The organism is Chryseobacterium urinae (assembly GCF_030518295.1).
GTDB classification, from domain to species: Bacteria; Bacteroidota; Bacteroidia; order Flavobacteriales; family Weeksellaceae; genus Chryseobacterium; species Chryseobacterium mucoviscidosis.
On sequence record NZ_JAULSJ010000011.1, the window covers coordinates 98,670 to 111,854 of the forward strand.

The window sequence follows — 13,185 nt, forward strand, 5'->3', positions numbered from 1 at the left end:
TACTTTTGCCTGATGTTAGAAATTCTTTATCGCGATGAACATCTTATTGCCATCAACAAACCCAGCGGATTGTTGGTTCATAAATCTTTTTATTCGGGAGAAGCCGATACGTATGCGATTCAGGAACTGAGGAAGCAGATCGGACAAAAAGTGTATCCTGTTCATCGCATAGACCGGAAAACTTCGGGCGTTTTGCTGTTTACTTTAGATAAACATACACTGAGAATGATGAGCACTCAGTTTGAAGAAAAACAGGTTGAAAAGAAATACATTGCCATTCTTCGAGGCTGGACAAAAGAAGAGGAAACAATTGATTATGATCTGGTTAATGAAAATGAAGTCAAACAAAATGCAATTACGTATTACCGTCGTTTACAGACTTCCGAAATCGATTTGCCTTTTTTAAAACATCAGACTTCCAGATACTGCTTAGTAGAAGCCATCCCTGAAACGGGACGATTTCATCAGTTGAGAAAGCATTTTAAACATATTTTACATCCGATTTTAGGCTGTCGAAAACATGGCTGCAACAAGCAGAATAAATTGTGGCTTCAAACCTTTGATATTAATAAAATGACGCTTCATGCCCATCAGTTAATTTTTAATCATCCGATTTCCAACGAACGAATTACGGTAAATGCTGCAATAGATGAGGATTTTAAAAGAGTAGGGGATATTTTGAAATTGGATTTGAGCGCATATTCTTAACTTTTACAGCTATTATTCTGGCTCTTTCTTGTTGTTGTAAATCTATTAGAACTCATTCAAACCTCATAGGTTTTTAAAAACCTATGAGGTTTATATTTTACCGAATAACTATCAAGCTCTTTAAATTGGCTTTATCAAATCAACTTGTTGATTCCTCTTTGCTCACTTCATACTAAAACATAGAAATTGAAACTTTACGTCAAAAATTATCCATTGAGTTGCCAATTACATATTTAAATTTTATAGATACCATTGATAATATCTTTTTCCATAAAATATCATACGTTAACCGGACATTAATTTTAAAATGAGTATTTTTGTAAAACTTTTTTTCAATGTACAAATCGCTCATTCGTCCGATTCTTTTCAAATTCGATCCTGAAGAAGTGCACCATTTTACTTTTTCGATGCTTAAAAATTTCGGATTTCTTACCAAATTATTTTTTCCAAAACCTATTGAAGACAAACGTCTGGAAAGAGAAGTTTTTGGCTTGAAATTTAAAAATCCTGTTGGTTTGGCGGCCGGTTTCGATAAAAATGCAGTTTTGTTCAATGAATTGGGAGATCTTGGTTTTGGATTTGTGGAAATTGGAACCGTAACGCCGAAAGCTCAGGCGGGAAATCCTAAGAAAAGACTGTTCCGTTTAATTGAAGATGGCGGAATTATCAACCGAATGGGCTTTAATAACGACGGTTTAGAAGCAGCGATTGAAAAACTGAAAGGCAACAAAGGAAAAATCATCATCGGTGGAAACATAGGAAAAAATACGAATACTTCTCCCGAAAATTACACTCAGGATTATCTGGAATGTTTTGAAAGGCTTCATCCTTACGTAGATTATTTTGTGCTGAATGTAAGCTGTCCGAATGTAGGAAGCCACGCCAAACTGGAAGATGTAGATTACCTTCGTGAACTGATTACGGAAGTGAAAAAAATCAACCAGTCGAAATCTGTACAGAAACCAATTCTCCTAAAAATTGCTCCGGATCTGAATACCAATCAATTAGATGAAATTATTGAACTGATTGCAGAAACAAAGATCGACGGAATCGTAGTTTCCAATACATCAGTGAACAGAGAAGGGCTGAAAACGTCACCTGAAGTTTTAGCGGAAATCGGAAACGGCGGTCTTAGCGGAAAACCTATTCGTGAAAGAAGCACAAAAATGATCAAATATCTGTCTGATAAAAGCAACAGAGCATTCCCGATTATCGGAGTTGGCGGAATTCATTCAGCAAAAGATGCGCTTGAAAAGCTGGATGCAGGAGCAACGTTGGTTCAGTTGTACACAGGTTTTATCTACGAAGGTCCGGAATTGATTCAAGATATTAATAAAGAAATTTTGACGAGAGCGGGTCGTTTACCAAGATAAGTTGAAACGATAAAAATATAGAAGTATAATAAACTTTTTTACTAAACAGTAATTCAAAAACTACTGTTTAGTAGTTGAAAGTTTTACTTAAGGATTCACAGAACCTGCACAAACACCATTAATGCATGCGCCCGCTAATGTAGCTGGTCCTGAATTATTTCCTATAGCACCTGGTCCGAATCTTTGTGGGCAAATACTTTTAGAATTACAAGGACATCCTACAGGAACAATTTCAAGTGCACTTTGACAATAATTGTTGTCAGGATCATATACTACTAAATTTGTTAATCCACCTGTTATTTCTTTTAGAGCTTTTCTTGATAATGGAGTTGCTCCATTTAATAATTTTTTCATATTAATGAGATATTTATCAATCTCGAAAATACTCTTTTCTTTCAATAAGAAAAACAAAAAAAAATTATAAAATATGTTAATTTTTCATCTTGACTTTGTAATTGAAGCATTTTTCACGTCTACAGTCAATTGAAAATGAGTCCGATGTTTTTTAATGTTGACTTCCAAAATTATAAAGATGTAAATTAGCCAAATCATAAACTCCCGTCAAGGGAATTTTCTTTTTGTATTTATCATAATAATACCAACCTTTCACAAAATGCTGATACTGATGATAATCGATAATTCCATCATAGCTCAACTGCATTGTGACAGGATTTCCGGCAATCTTTCCTTTGAAAATTTGAGAACAATCTATTACTTTTTTTAATTCAATTTTTTGGCAAAGTAAAAATGTTAGGCTTAAAGAAAATAACAGTGAGAGTGTTTTTTTCATGGTTTGATTTTAACTTAATTTAAAATGGTCACAAGAAAAAATGCGCAATCGTATAAATAATCAGCCCCACCAAACCACCCACGATCGTTCCGTTCACACGGATGAACTGAAGATCTTTCCCTACTTCCAGTTCCAGCTTTTCGCTTAATTCTTTTCCCTGCCAGTTTCCGACGGTCGAGCTGATGAGATTTCCGAATTGATGGGTATTTTTTAGAATATATTTGTAAGCGGTAACACGAACCCAGTCGTCGATTTTTTTCTGAAAATTTTCGTCGTTTTTTAAATTCTGTGAAAATTCATTCAGATTTTTAGACAGATATTTTTTTAATGAAGATTCATCGTCCTGAAGTTCTTTCGTTAACGTATTTTTAATGGAAATCCAGATGTCGTTGGAATATTCATTCAGCTTGTCGTTTTTGAGGAGATCATTTTTAATGTTTTTGAATTCCTCTTCCCATTTCGGATCCTGTTTGAGTTCATTGGAGAAATCATAGATTTTCTGGGTGATCAGATTTCGTATTTCGTGGTTCGGATCTTGTTCAATCTCTTTGAAAAAGTCAGAAAGTCCGGAGGTAATTTTATCAGCAATTTTATTATCCACAAAAGCAGGGATAAAAGTATAGCTTCCTTTTTTCACGCGGTCTTTAATCATTTCATCATTTTCAGCGATGTAATTTTTAATCTGAGAAGAAAGATTGGTAATAATCCTTTGATGATCGTTTTTGTCTAAAAGATAGTTGATTCCGTTGCCTAAAATGGCGTTCAGTTTGATGGTATTGGTCATTTCAGACACTTTGTTGCTGATAAAACGGCTTACTTCCGAGTCATCGAGCTTATTTAAAATATCAAGAACAATATCCGAAAGGTTTTTAAGCAAAACATCCTGATTCTTTTCTTTTCCGAGCCATTCTCCCACAAAATTCGAGATTTTTAATTTCTGGATATAAGGTCTGATGTTTTCTGGAGAAAGAAAATTAGTTACGACAAAATTTCCCAGATTGTCTCCCAGTTTCTGTTTGCTGTTTTCAATAAGATTGGTGTGCGGAATCGGTAATCCGAGCGGATGGCGGAAAAGGGCTGTTACGGCAAACCAGTCTGCCAAAGCTCCCACCATTGCCGCCTCGGAAAAGGCACGAACATAACCTATCCAGTGCGAGTCTATGGTTTTTTGCAATAGAGTAGTCCCGATAAACAGAACTGCCATCAACACAAATAATCCTGTGGCAAAAGCTTTGTATTTTCTGAGCTGTTTTCTTTTGGCTTCATCGTTCATATGCTCAAATTTAGTAAATTTGGTTGTGAATTTTTAAGGATAAATTTTGCTGTAAAAATTAGTAATTTATACTTCTGATTTCTCGGAATCATTGTTTTTACGGCTTAAATTTTGTCTCTGTTATAAAAATATTTAAAATTCTATGGAAAACCAAGCAAAAAACAATCCATACTACTCCAGAACAGACACTTCAAAACTCGATATTCCTAATGAAGAATGGAGAAAAATTCTGTCTCCGGATTTATACGCTATTGCCAGAGAAGCCTCAACAGAAAGACCATTCACCGGAAAATACAATGAATTTGATGAATTGGGAGAATATTACTGTGCGGTGTGCGGAAACCATTTATTCCGATCCACTTCAAAATTTTCGAGCAGTTGTGGCTGGCCAAGTTTTTTTGAAGCAGATAAAGAAGGAGTGTATTACAAAAGAGATACGACTTATGGAATGGAAAGGGTAGAAGTGCTCTGCAAAAGATGCGATTCGCATTTGGGACACGTTTTCGATGATGGTCCTCAACCAACGGGATTGCGCTACTGTATGAATTCCGTAAGTCTGGAATTTGTTGCAGATTCTGAAAAATAATATCATGATGAGCTATGAAAGAAGTTATTAATTTTGATGAACGGAAACCTATTTGGATTGCATTATCTGATCTTTATTTGGATACGGAATTAAAACAGGATTTTCATTTAAAATATATAGCTACCACAATATTCCAAAGCTCGTATACTTTTGATGAGGTGAAAAAAATTAATAAGTATGAAGTTTTTCCTGTACTTTTTTCAAATTTGCTGCAGCCTGCAGGCGAATGGTTTGCGTTTGATGAAAGGATAACTATAAATGGTATTATAGAGTGGATAGAATCAAAAAAACATTTAGATTTACTGGCTGTTGAATGGGTTTACATGGTATATAAAGACATCAATGAAGAATATTGGGATGAAATTGAATATCTATATAATAAAATAAGAAGTAGCTCATTATCTGGTAGTTAAAATTTCTTAAATTGCGTTAAACTTTGTGGAGTTATTGCGCTTACCCTAATTATGTTTTATACATTTGCTGACTCAATTGGATTTAACATAATAGTGAAATAGTGAATGAAAGCATTGTATAGCTTATTAGGTGCAGCTTACATCGTTACTACTTCATTCTATTTGTCTCCAAAAAAGGCAATCGAAAAGAATGAAATCAGTACAAAAAAAATTGTAAGATTAGCCGACACGAAATCTGAGAAATCTGCGGCAACAGCAGCAAGTTCATCAGAAGAATTATACAAATCTATTGTTTTCGAGCAGGGACACGAACTTAATGAGGAGGTTTTTTTCAAAGCAGTAACAGGTTTTGAAAATATGAAGAAAGCAGGTTTGCTTAACGGGGATTCGCATTTACTTACGGTATGCGATTTTTCTATGTCTTCGAATACAAAAAGACTTTGGGTAATTGACATGAATGAGAAAAAAGTATTGTTTAATTCATTGGTTGCACACGGAAAAAATACAGGCGAAGAATTTGCTACGAATTTTTCTAACACGGAAAGTTCGTTGCAGAGCAGCTTAGGATTTTATATTACCGATGCAACGTATGACGGCGACAACGGCTATTCTCTTAGATTACTTGGAATGGACAAAGGATTTAATGATGCAGCCTACAGAAGAGCCATCGTTATGCACGGCGCAGATTATGTAAGCGAAGAATTTGCCGCCATGCACAAAAGAATCGGCAGAAGCTGGGGATGTCCCGCAGTTCCGAGAGATTTAACAAAACCGATCATTAATACCATAAAAGGAAGAAATCTTCTTTTTATTTATTATCCGGATCAGAATTACCTTTCCAAATCGGAGTGGTTGAAAGCATAACAGAAAAGCAGTCGGTTTGACTGCTTTTTTTATTTCTATTAAATTAAAAATTTCTTGCACGTTTGTCATTCTGACGAAGGAAGAATCTATTGAATTACTATTTTTCGTTGATTAAGAGTGGATGATACAGAATTGTTTTATCTGCTCAATCTTCCAGAAATTTACTCTAAAAGCTTAAGAAAACTTCTTAAAAATCAACGTGGCATTATGTCCTCCGAAACCAAAAGCATTACTCAATGCATAATTGATATTCTTTTCTTTCGCTTCTCCAAAAACAATATTCAGGTCTTTTGGGATGTCTTCATCAATCCTATGAAGATTAATCGTTGGCGGAATAATTCCTTTTTCTATCGCTTTGATTGAAAGAATGGCTTCCGCGGCTCCTGCAGCTCCCAGCAAATGTCCGGTCATGGATTTTGTGGCACTAATGTCAAGATTGTTACTTCCTTTAAATAATTTATTGATTCCGTTTAATTCCACCAAATCTCCCATTGGAGTAGAAGTGGCATGAGGATTAACATAATCAATATCTTCGGTGTTGATTCCTGCTTCCTGTAAAGCCAGTTGCATCGCTTTAATGGCTCCGACTCCATCGGGATGAGGTGCTGTCATGTGATACGCATCTGCTGTCATTGCTGCTCCCACCAATTCTGCGTAAATTTTTGCGCCTCTTGCTTTAGCGTGTTCGTATTCCTCAAGAATTAAGGCTCCTGCGCCTTCTCCCATCACAAAGCCGTCTCGTTCTGCATCATAAGGGCGGCTTGCGGTGGAAAAATCATCATTTCTTGTAGACATGGCTTTCATAATAGAGAAACCACCGACTGAGGCTGGAGTAATTGCGGCTTCAGAACCACCGCTCACAATCACTTTGGCTTTTCCTAATCTGATGTAGTTAAAAGCATCCATCAAAGCAGTATTTCCTGTTGCACATGCAGAAATCGTTGTGTAATTGATTCCCTGAAGTCCGAATTTCATTGAAATCATTCCTGAAGCCATGTTGGCAATAAATTTAGGTACGAAGAAAGGATTGAATCTTGGTGTTCCGTCTCCTTTGGTAAATTCCATCACTTCACTTTCGAAAGTCCACATTCCGCCCTGTCCGGTTCCCCAGATTACTCCGGTGTCGAACGGATCCATTTTTTCAAGCTCTAATCCGGAATCTTTTAAGGCTTCCGCTGTGGAATACATCGCATATTGGGAAAAAAGATCGCTTCTTTTGATTTCGTTATGTGTTAAATGAAGTTTCGGATCAAAATTTTTAACCTCACAGGCAAAATGAACTTTAAATTTTTCTGTATCGAAGTGGGTGATTTTGTTGGCTCCGCTTATGCCGTTGATGCTGTTGTTCCAGAATTCTTCAACATTATTTCCTAAAGGCGTTACTGCGCCAAGTCCTGTAATGACAACTCTTTTCATTTAGTTACTGATTTTGAATAAATTAGAGGTTCCTCTTGCAATTAGGCGCGTTTTATCTGCATTCCAGATTTCGCACTCTGCGTTTACAAACTGCTTTCCTCTTTTGATGATTTTCGTTTCAGCTACAATATTATCATTTTCTTTTGCTGTTGAAAAATAATCGATGCTGTTATTTATGGTTACGATAAAGTTTTTTTCGTTTAACGAGAACATGGTGGCTCCGATAACATCATCAAAAATGGCTGCGGTAACCCCGCCATGAAGATTTCCCATCGGGTTCAGCCATTCCTGCCTTACTTTATATTGGAACTCCAATTGTCCTTCTTCTGCCGAAAGAACAACGGGATTCAGCCATTTCATAAATGGGGAAGGAGATGCTGTAAACTCTTTTCCGATGAATGATTTTATGATTTGTAATTTATCCATATGAATTATGAGATATTTTGTTTAATTTCTTTGTCGATAACCTCTAAAATCCTGTCTAAAGCGAGATTGAGATATTTTTCGTCTTCTGTGGTTTTGGATAAAAGAATACCGCCTTCAATCATCATTACCAATAAAGAGGCAAATTCTTCAGCGTTAATTTCAGGCTTGAATTCTCCGCTTTTTTGCCCTTCAATGATAATGTTTGAGATGGTTTTTATCCAGTCCTCAAAAGAATGCCGTACTTTCTTTCTAAGTTCCGGAAAGGAGTCACTACATTCTGTCGCTGCATTCATTAGCGGACAGCCGCCGTTTTGGAAGACAATTTTCCAGTTTTTTCTGTAAAATTCGATGAAAGCATACAGCTTGGTAGACATTGTAGGATATTCTTCACCAAAAGATCTCTGCATATTTTTCTTCAGAATTCCTGCGTTGAACTGATATACTTCAAGAGCTACTTTATCTCTGTTTTCAAAGTTTCCGTAAATACTTCCTTTGGTTAAACCCGTCGCTTTTGTAATGTCCGAAAGGGATGTAGAAGTGTATCCTTTGGTATTGAACAAAGAGGCGGTCTTCTCAATAATAAATTGTTTTGTCTTTTCTGCTTTTGACATTTTTCTGTTGAATTGATGCAAATATATAAAAAATATACCGATTGGTATATTTTATAATAAGATTAAATGCATCCGTGTATATTAAACCATTAAGATTTTATTTAAGAAGTTTAGATTAATTAAGTTGAATATTTTATTTTTAAATTTTGGCTAAAGCCTTATGGTTTATTTTTTGAATGAAAAAACGGGCTGAAGCCCGTTCCTATTCATGTTGATATTAAGATTTTAAATAATTTACGTGAAGAGCTTAATTAATCTAAACTTCTTAAATAAAATCTTAATGGTTCAAATTCTTAGTTCGCCAAAGTAGCTTCCAAAGTAATTTCGAAATTGAAAGCTGCACTTACAGGACAACCTTCTTCCGCAATTTTTGCATATTTCTGGAATTCTTCTTCTGAAATTCCGGGAACTTTAGCCGTTAACGTCAATTCTGATTTTGTAATTTTTCCTGCGCTCGGATCCAAAGTAATAACAGATTTTGTCGTTAATTCTTCCGGAGTATAGCCTGCCTGAGAAAGTTCTGCACTTAGTTTCATGGTGAAACAACCTGCGTGAGCCGCTGCCAGTAATTCTTCAGGATTTGTTCCCACTCCGTCTTCAAATCGGCTGTTAAAAGAATACTGAGTCTGGTTTAAAGTGGTGCTTTGTGTGGTAAGATGTCCTTTTCCTTCTTTAATAGTTCCGTTCCAAACGGCTGTTGCGTTACGTCTCATAATGTTTTTGTTTTAATATTGTTATTTTGATGTGACAAAGGTTTTGCAGATTTCGTTCCAGATAAATACACAAAAAGAACTAACTATTGTACTTTTTTCCCGAATTGTAATTTTTTTTGAAATTTGCAGGAGTACTTCCGATTTTTTGCGTGAAAAGACGGTTGAAATAAGCCGGATCTTCATAGCCCAGATCGTAAGCGATTTCTTTCACCGGTTTATCGGTATAAAATAAAAGTCTTTTGGCTTCCAGTAAAATTCTGCCGATGATAAACTGGTTAGGAGATTCCAGATTTAAATTTTTGAATTTATGTGTGAGTGTCTTTGGAGAAATATGAAGCAGTTCTGCATAATCAGCCACATTATGTTTTTCCCGGAAATGAAGTTCAAGCAAACGGCTGAAATCCCTGAAAATATCAAGTTCGTGTGCCGGAATTTTTATTTCATCATTATTCAGATTCTGCTTTTTCCATTTTCTGGTGGCGCGGATGATGATTTGTTTAACGTAGGTTCGGATCATTTCTTCTGCGGAAGAATCTTTCCATTCCAGTTCGTTTCTGATGTTTTGAAATAAATGTTGAATTGCAGAATTTTCTTCGGCATCGAGTTCAACAAAAGGAATTTCAAACACATTATGAAAAAGCAGTCCGTCGCAGGCGACTTCCTTATCATGAATCTGAATACAGTAAAAATCGCGGTTATAATAGATCAGATGAGATTCGTTGCTTCCATTTTCAATTTGCAGATGCTGATTCGTCAGAAAAAATAAAGCCGGATTTTCTGTTTTATAATGTCTGAAATCCACAGACAGGTTATATCCTGCAGGAATATAGAAAATTTTAATTTCAGATTTGTACTTTTTGTCTTTAAAATCGTGCAGATTGTTTTTGGAAAAAGTTTCGAATCCCAGTTTCTTGTACTGGTCTTCAAAGATAAGTGTTTGCGACATCCTTTTGCTTTCCTATAAATGTACAAAAAAGCATGATTCCAACACTATTAAATTATTGAAACCATGCTTAATAATATACATTTAATTGCTGAATTTTCTGAACTATTAAGAGGATTTAAGTGGTTAAGTTTAGTTTAGAAAAACAAATTGATTTTAATAAGGATAAAACTAAAAAAGCGAAGCTCATCTTAATATTCTAAACTCCTTAACAGAAATCTTAATAATTTAAACTCATTGCAAATAATATTAATTCTGGTTTTTAGCTCACGACTCCAACTCACTAACGCTAGAACCCTCCAACTCTAAAACTTAAAAAGTAACATCCAGTCCCACATAAAAATTAGCTTTCATGATTGGAGCATACACCATTCCGCCGTCAAAATAATTTCCGAAAGGATTTTTAACATCAACAATGGCGTTTTTCTGATAATAGGAAGTTAAATTTTCTCCTCCAAGATAAGCCCTGATTTTCTTATTGAAATTCCTTGAAATCTGTGCATTTAAAACCGCATAAGATTCGGAATAGGAAGGAAGCTGAAATTCCGCAGGATTCGATGAAGTATTGGGAAGTCTCTGTTTTCCGACTGCATTCAGTGTGGTATCAAAACTCCAGAATCCACCTTTGCTGTTTTTGTTGGTAGAGTAGGCAAAATTCACAAAACCTCTGTGTTTCGCCATGAAAGGAACCTCACGTCTTCCATCCAGATAATCTGCCTGAACATCGTAATATTTGTAAGCCAGTCTCACCTCAAAATTTTTGAAAGGAATGAAATCCCACTGAGTCTGGAAAGAATTGGCGAAAGACTTTCCGTCAAGATTATAGAAAGTTAATTGTTGAGGAGACCGGTCAAGATCCACCATCACCTGATTCTGAAAATCCGTTCTGAAAAAATCAGCAACAACGGTAGATTTTCTTCCGAAAAGTTTGAATTCCTGCTGTAAACTGGCTCCGTAATTCCAGGCAATTTCAGGTCTTAAACCGTAAATATTCCCTCCGTTCTGCAATACCTGAATGGATCGGCCGGATGCAAAATACTGCTGACTTTCGGCAAAAATATTGGCTGTTCTGAACCCTCTTCCTGCGGAAAGCCTCAAAATCGTCTGCGGGGTAAAATCATATTTAAAATTCAGTCTCGGTGTAAACTGCGTTCCGGCAAGATTATGAAAGTCTACTCTTGCTCCGGCAACTAAGGTGTATTTTAAACCTGTTAAAGTATATTCCGCAAAAGCTCCCGGAACAATCTCGTTTCTTTTGATCGTTGAGGTTAAGTATGTTTCGTCATATCCATCATACATGAAGCTTGCTCCGGCTTTGTATTTATGATTGGTATTTCCCAAAATACTTTCAAAAATTAAATTGGAATAATACGTCTGCTGCTTTCCGGAATAATTTCTCAATCCGAAAAAGCTGTCCTGCTGATGAAAAGTATATTGGTTCATCCAGCCCAGACTCTGGTAAGGTTTTCCTTTAAAAACATAGCCTGTTTTATTCCAGACCTGAAATCTGGAGATGTCAATTCCAACTCCGTACAGCGACTGCTTTTCCTGCGGAACTTTTTTATCAAACCCGATCTGTCCCGAAGTTCTCTCGTCTTTGATGAAATTAATTCCAAAATGCGAACCCAATCCTGAGTTCTCCAAATCGTTGTAAGTCAATAAATAAGCTGAGTTTAACTGAGTTCCTTTCGGTCTGTCCAGAAATCCGTCATCATTCATATCCGTATCTCCGAAAGTTCCGTTTCCGTGAAGTAAAAATGTCTGCGACCATTTTTTGTTGATGGGTGAAACACTGGTGATATTGGCTTCTGCTCTTCCGTTAAAATCTGAAAATAAATTCAGTGAAGTTTCCGGCTTTTCTGCATTTTTCAGCAATTCTGTATTAATTTGTCCTGTAATGCTTTCATAACCGTTCGTTACGGTACTTCCGCCTTTGGTAAGCTGAATGCTTTCAATCCATCGTCCGGGAATGAAACTCAGTCCGTAAGCGGAAGCCAATCCGCGGATTTCGGGAAGTAATTCTTTTGTTAAGCTTGTATATTTTTGGTCTAAACCTAACATTTTCAGTTGTTTTGTCCCTGTAACGGCATTGCTGAAAGAAACATCAACCGTTGCGTTGGTTTCAAAACTTTCAGAAAGGTTACAGCAGGCTGCTTTCAGCAGTTCTTTTTTATCAATATTAAAAATAAGCCCTGCTTCTTTTTTGTTTAAAGACGTTGCTGCTTTTGATCCGTTTACCGTAACGCCTTCAATATTTTTTTCATGACTGCTGTGATTTTCAACCGCTTCATGATGATCAGCGTGATCTGTGTTTTCAGAAGGATTTCCTTCTTCCGCATGAACTTTCGGATTTGCTTCTCCAAAAGGAATTTCTCTATCGTAAAGACAGCATGAAGGCAGATTTTTATACGTGTTGTCACTGGATTTATACTTCTCGTTATCATGACCAACTTCCGCAATTTTCTTCAAAATTTTGTCTGATGATGTTTTCTTCGAATCAAAATTCAGCGTTACAATTTGTCTTTCGGCATCCCATTCTGCGGAATCTGCTCCGGCATCTTTTGCCGCTTTTTCAATTCTTGCTTTGCAGGATTCGCAATTGCCTTTTACATAAAAATCAGTCTCTTTTTTAGTGTTGTTTTCGTGATTTTCAGTGGTTTGCGGCTGTAAGTCTCTGGTGTAATGACAACATCCCGGAAGAGCTTCATACGTTTCAGCAGAGGCTTTGAATTTTTCATTGTCATGACCTGCTTCGGCGACTTTTTTTAAGATTTCATCAGAAGAAGCATTGTTGTCTGTTTCAATGGTTAATATTTGTTCAGCAATTGAATAGGTTGCTGTTTTTGCGCCTGCATTCTTAGCAGTGTTTTCGATTCTTTCTTTGCACATTTCACAGTTTCCTTTTACTTTGAACTGGTTTTTAGAAAGATTCTGGGCAAAAATAAATTGTATGGATAATAAGAATACACCAAGAATGATCCTGGAAATATATAATTTCATTTTGTTTAAAATTTAGATTAATTAAAGCTTGAATGCTGCAATATAAACATCAGGTCGGTAACCAGTCAT

14 protein-coding genes are annotated in these 13,185 nt (G+C 36.1%); 5 read left to right on the forward strand and 9 right to left on the reverse strand.

The genetic code is table 11. The features are described from left to right. Nucleotides 1-12: 12 nt before the first annotated feature. Both QWT87_RS09110 and QWT87_RS09115 read left to right on the forward strand, forming a co-directional pair. A complete protein-coding gene (locus tag QWT87_RS09110; RefSeq protein WP_302715778.1) occupies nt 13-708 on the forward strand; it encodes a pseudouridine synthase in 696 nt (231 codons plus the stop codon). A 335-nt stretch (nt 709-1,043) separates the two neighbouring features. Then, the gene (locus QWT87_RS09115) at nt 1,044-2,081 is read left to right on the forward strand and encodes a quinone-dependent dihydroorotate dehydrogenase (protein WP_302715779.1); all 1,038 of its coding nucleotides are present in this window, start codon (nt 1,044-1,046) and stop codon (nt 2,079-2,081) included. Between the two features lie 87 nt (nt 2,082-2,168). Here the strand turns inward: QWT87_RS09115 and QWT87_RS09120 are convergent, their stop codons facing one another. The 3 genes from QWT87_RS09120 to QWT87_RS09130 form a co-directional block, all read right to left on the reverse strand. Then, the gene (locus tag QWT87_RS09120) at nt 2,169-2,435 is read right to left on the reverse strand and encodes a hypothetical protein (RefSeq protein WP_123956575.1); all 267 of its coding nucleotides are present in this window, start codon (nt 2,433-2,435) and stop codon (nt 2,169-2,171) included. Nucleotides 2,436-2,586: 151 nt separating this feature from the next. Beyond that, the gene (locus QWT87_RS09125; protein ID WP_185207296.1) at nt 2,587-2,871 is read right to left on the reverse strand and encodes a hypothetical protein; all 285 of its coding nucleotides are present in this window, start codon (nt 2,869-2,871) and stop codon (nt 2,587-2,589) included. A 28-nt stretch (nt 2,872-2,899) separates the two neighbouring features. Continuing rightward, the gene (locus QWT87_RS09130; protein ID WP_302715780.1) at nt 2,900-4,144 is read right to left on the reverse strand and encodes a DUF445 domain-containing protein; all 1,245 of its coding nucleotides are present in this window, start codon (nt 4,142-4,144) and stop codon (nt 2,900-2,902) included. 142 nt (nt 4,145-4,286) lie between these two features. On the opposite strand from QWT87_RS09130, the gene msrB reads away from it, so the two are divergent. The 3 genes from msrB to QWT87_RS09145 all read left to right on the forward strand — a co-directional run bounded on the left by msrB (nt 4,287) and on the right by QWT87_RS09145 (nt 6,007). Beyond that, nucleotides 4,287-4,730 (forward strand): peptide-methionine (R)-S-oxide reductase MsrB, encoded by a 444-nt coding sequence (gene msrB, locus QWT87_RS09135; RefSeq protein WP_302715781.1) that lies wholly within the window; start codon nt 4,287-4,289, stop codon nt 4,728-4,730. A gap of 14 nt (nt 4,731-4,744) precedes the next feature. Further along, a complete protein-coding gene (locus tag QWT87_RS09140; RefSeq protein ID WP_302715782.1) occupies nt 4,745-5,143 on the forward strand; it encodes a DUF7079 family protein in 399 nt (132 codons plus the stop codon). A gap of 105 nt (nt 5,144-5,248) precedes the next feature. Next, complete coding sequence (locus QWT87_RS09145; protein WP_302715783.1) at nt 5,249-6,007, forward strand: murein L,D-transpeptidase catalytic domain family protein; 759 nt, start codon at nt 5,249-5,251, stop codon at nt 6,005-6,007. 174 nt (nt 6,008-6,181) lie between these two features. On the opposite strand, the gene fabF is transcribed toward QWT87_RS09145, so the two are convergent. The 6 genes from fabF to QWT87_RS09175 form a co-directional block, all read right to left on the reverse strand. Next, the gene (fabF, locus tag QWT87_RS09150) at nt 6,182-7,423 is read right to left on the reverse strand and encodes a beta-ketoacyl-ACP synthase II (protein WP_302715784.1); all 1,242 of its coding nucleotides are present in this window, start codon (nt 7,421-7,423) and stop codon (nt 6,182-6,184) included. Continuing rightward, nucleotides 7,424-7,849 (reverse strand): PaaI family thioesterase, encoded by a 426-nt coding sequence (locus QWT87_RS09155; protein WP_076391530.1) that lies wholly within the window; start codon nt 7,847-7,849, stop codon nt 7,424-7,426. Between the two features lie 5 nt (nt 7,850-7,854). Then, nucleotides 7,855-8,460, reverse strand: a complete 606-nt coding sequence (locus tag QWT87_RS09160; RefSeq protein WP_302715786.1) for a TetR/AcrR family transcriptional regulator — start codon at nt 8,458-8,460, stop codon at nt 7,855-7,857. Nucleotides 8,461-8,753: 293 nt separating this feature from the next. Continuing rightward, nucleotides 8,754-9,173 (reverse strand): OsmC family protein, encoded by a 420-nt coding sequence (locus QWT87_RS09165; protein WP_076391534.1) that lies wholly within the window; start codon nt 9,171-9,173, stop codon nt 8,754-8,756. Nucleotides 9,174-9,252: 79 nt separating this feature from the next. Then, nucleotides 9,253-10,119 carry a helix-turn-helix domain-containing protein gene (locus tag QWT87_RS09170; protein WP_302715788.1) on the reverse strand — a complete coding sequence of 289 codons (867 nt, stop codon included), beginning with the start codon at nt 10,117-10,119 and terminating at the stop codon, nt 9,253-9,255. 309 nt (nt 10,120-10,428) lie between these two features. Beyond that, nucleotides 10,429-13,116 (reverse strand): TonB-dependent receptor domain-containing protein, encoded by a 2,688-nt coding sequence (locus QWT87_RS09175; protein WP_302715789.1) that lies wholly within the window; start codon nt 13,114-13,116, stop codon nt 10,429-10,431. Nucleotides 13,117-13,185 lie beyond the last annotated feature (69 nt).

Excerpts from the sequence above, each read along its gene's own strand:
- QWT87_RS09170 (WP_302715788.1), bottom strand. The coding sequence starts at position 10,119 with ATGTCGCAAACACTTATCTTTGAAGACCAGTACAAGAAACTGGGATTC.
- QWT87_RS09165 (WP_076391534.1), bottom strand. The coding sequence starts at position 9,173 with ATGAGACGTAACGCAACAGCCGTTTGGAACGGAACTATTAAAGAAGGA.
- QWT87_RS09160 (WP_302715786.1), bottom strand. The coding sequence starts at position 8,460 with ATGTCAAAAGCAGAAAAGACAAAACAATTTATTATTGAGAAGACCGCC.
- fabF (WP_302715784.1), bottom strand. The coding sequence starts at position 7,423 with ATGAAAAGAGTTGTCATTACAGGACTTGGCGCAGTAACGCCTTTAGGA.
- QWT87_RS09115 (WP_302715779.1), top strand. The coding sequence starts at position 1,044 with ATGTACAAATCGCTCATTCGTCCGATTCTTTTCAAATTCGATCCTGAA.
- QWT87_RS09120 (WP_123956575.1), bottom strand. The coding sequence starts at position 2,435 with ATGAAAAAATTATTAAATGGAGCAACTCCATTATCAAGAAAAGCTCTA.
- msrB (WP_302715781.1), top strand. The coding sequence starts at position 4,287 with ATGGAAAACCAAGCAAAAAACAATCCATACTACTCCAGAACAGACACT.
- QWT87_RS09140 (WP_302715782.1), top strand. The coding sequence starts at position 4,745 with ATGAAAGAAGTTATTAATTTTGATGAACGGAAACCTATTTGGATTGCA.
- QWT87_RS09155 (WP_076391530.1), bottom strand. The coding sequence starts at position 7,849 with ATGGATAAATTACAAATCATAAAATCATTCATCGGAAAAGAGTTTACA.
- QWT87_RS09175 (WP_302715789.1), bottom strand. The coding sequence starts at position 13,116 with ATGAAATTATATATTTCCAGGATCATTCTTGGTGTATTCTTATTATCC.
- QWT87_RS09130 (WP_302715780.1), bottom strand. The coding sequence starts at position 4,144 with ATGAACGATGAAGCCAAAAGAAAACAGCTCAGAAAATACAAAGCTTTT.
- QWT87_RS09145 (WP_302715783.1), top strand. The coding sequence starts at position 5,249 with ATGAAAGCATTGTATAGCTTATTAGGTGCAGCTTACATCGTTACTACT.
- QWT87_RS09110 (WP_302715778.1), top strand. The coding sequence starts at position 13 with ATGTTAGAAATTCTTTATCGCGATGAACATCTTATTGCCATCAACAAA.
- QWT87_RS09125 (WP_185207296.1), bottom strand. The coding sequence starts at position 2,871 with ATGAAAAAAACACTCTCACTGTTATTTTCTTTAAGCCTAACATTTTTA.